The sequence below is a fragment of the uncultured Planococcus sp. genome (assembly GCF_947501725.1).
Taxonomy (GTDB): domain Bacteria; phylum Bacillota; class Bacilli; order Bacillales_A; family Planococcaceae; genus Planococcus; species Planococcus donghaensis_C.
Genome location: NZ_CANMXD010000038.1, coordinates 1 through 326 on the forward strand (window position 1 = coordinate 1; position 326 = coordinate 326).

A 326-nucleotide genomic window follows, 5' to 3' on the forward strand; every position below is an offset into this window, starting at 1 on the left:
CCGAACACGGCAGTTAAGCTCTTTTGCGCCGATGGTAGTTGGGGGTCTCCCCCTGTGAGAGTAGGACGTCGCTGGGCTATTCTATGTTTATTTTTTGTCCCTAATGATTCTTTTACCTTGCTTCCATAGCTCAGCAGGTAGAGTGCTTCCATGGTAAGGAAGAGGTCACCGGTTCGAATCCGGTTGGAAGCTTTTGTTTTCTTTTAGGAGTTTCTAAGCAGGAAGTTAAACATACTTTATTTTAATCAAGGCCCCTTGGTCAAGCGGTTAAGACACCGCCCTTTCACGGCGGTAACACGGGTTCGAATCCCGTAGGGGTCACCAAT

At 47.9% G+C, this 326-nt stretch carries 2 tRNA genes; both read left to right on the forward strand.

Features of this window, described 5'->3' with window-relative positions:
- Positions 1-119 precede the first annotated feature (119 nt).
- Positions 120-192: transfer RNA gene (locus Q0785_RS20310), tRNA-Thr, on the forward strand.
- A 57-nt stretch (positions 193-249) separates the two neighbouring features.
- Positions 250-324 (forward strand) — tRNA-Glu (locus tag Q0785_RS20315).
- The last annotated feature ends 2 nt before the right edge of the window (positions 325-326 follow it).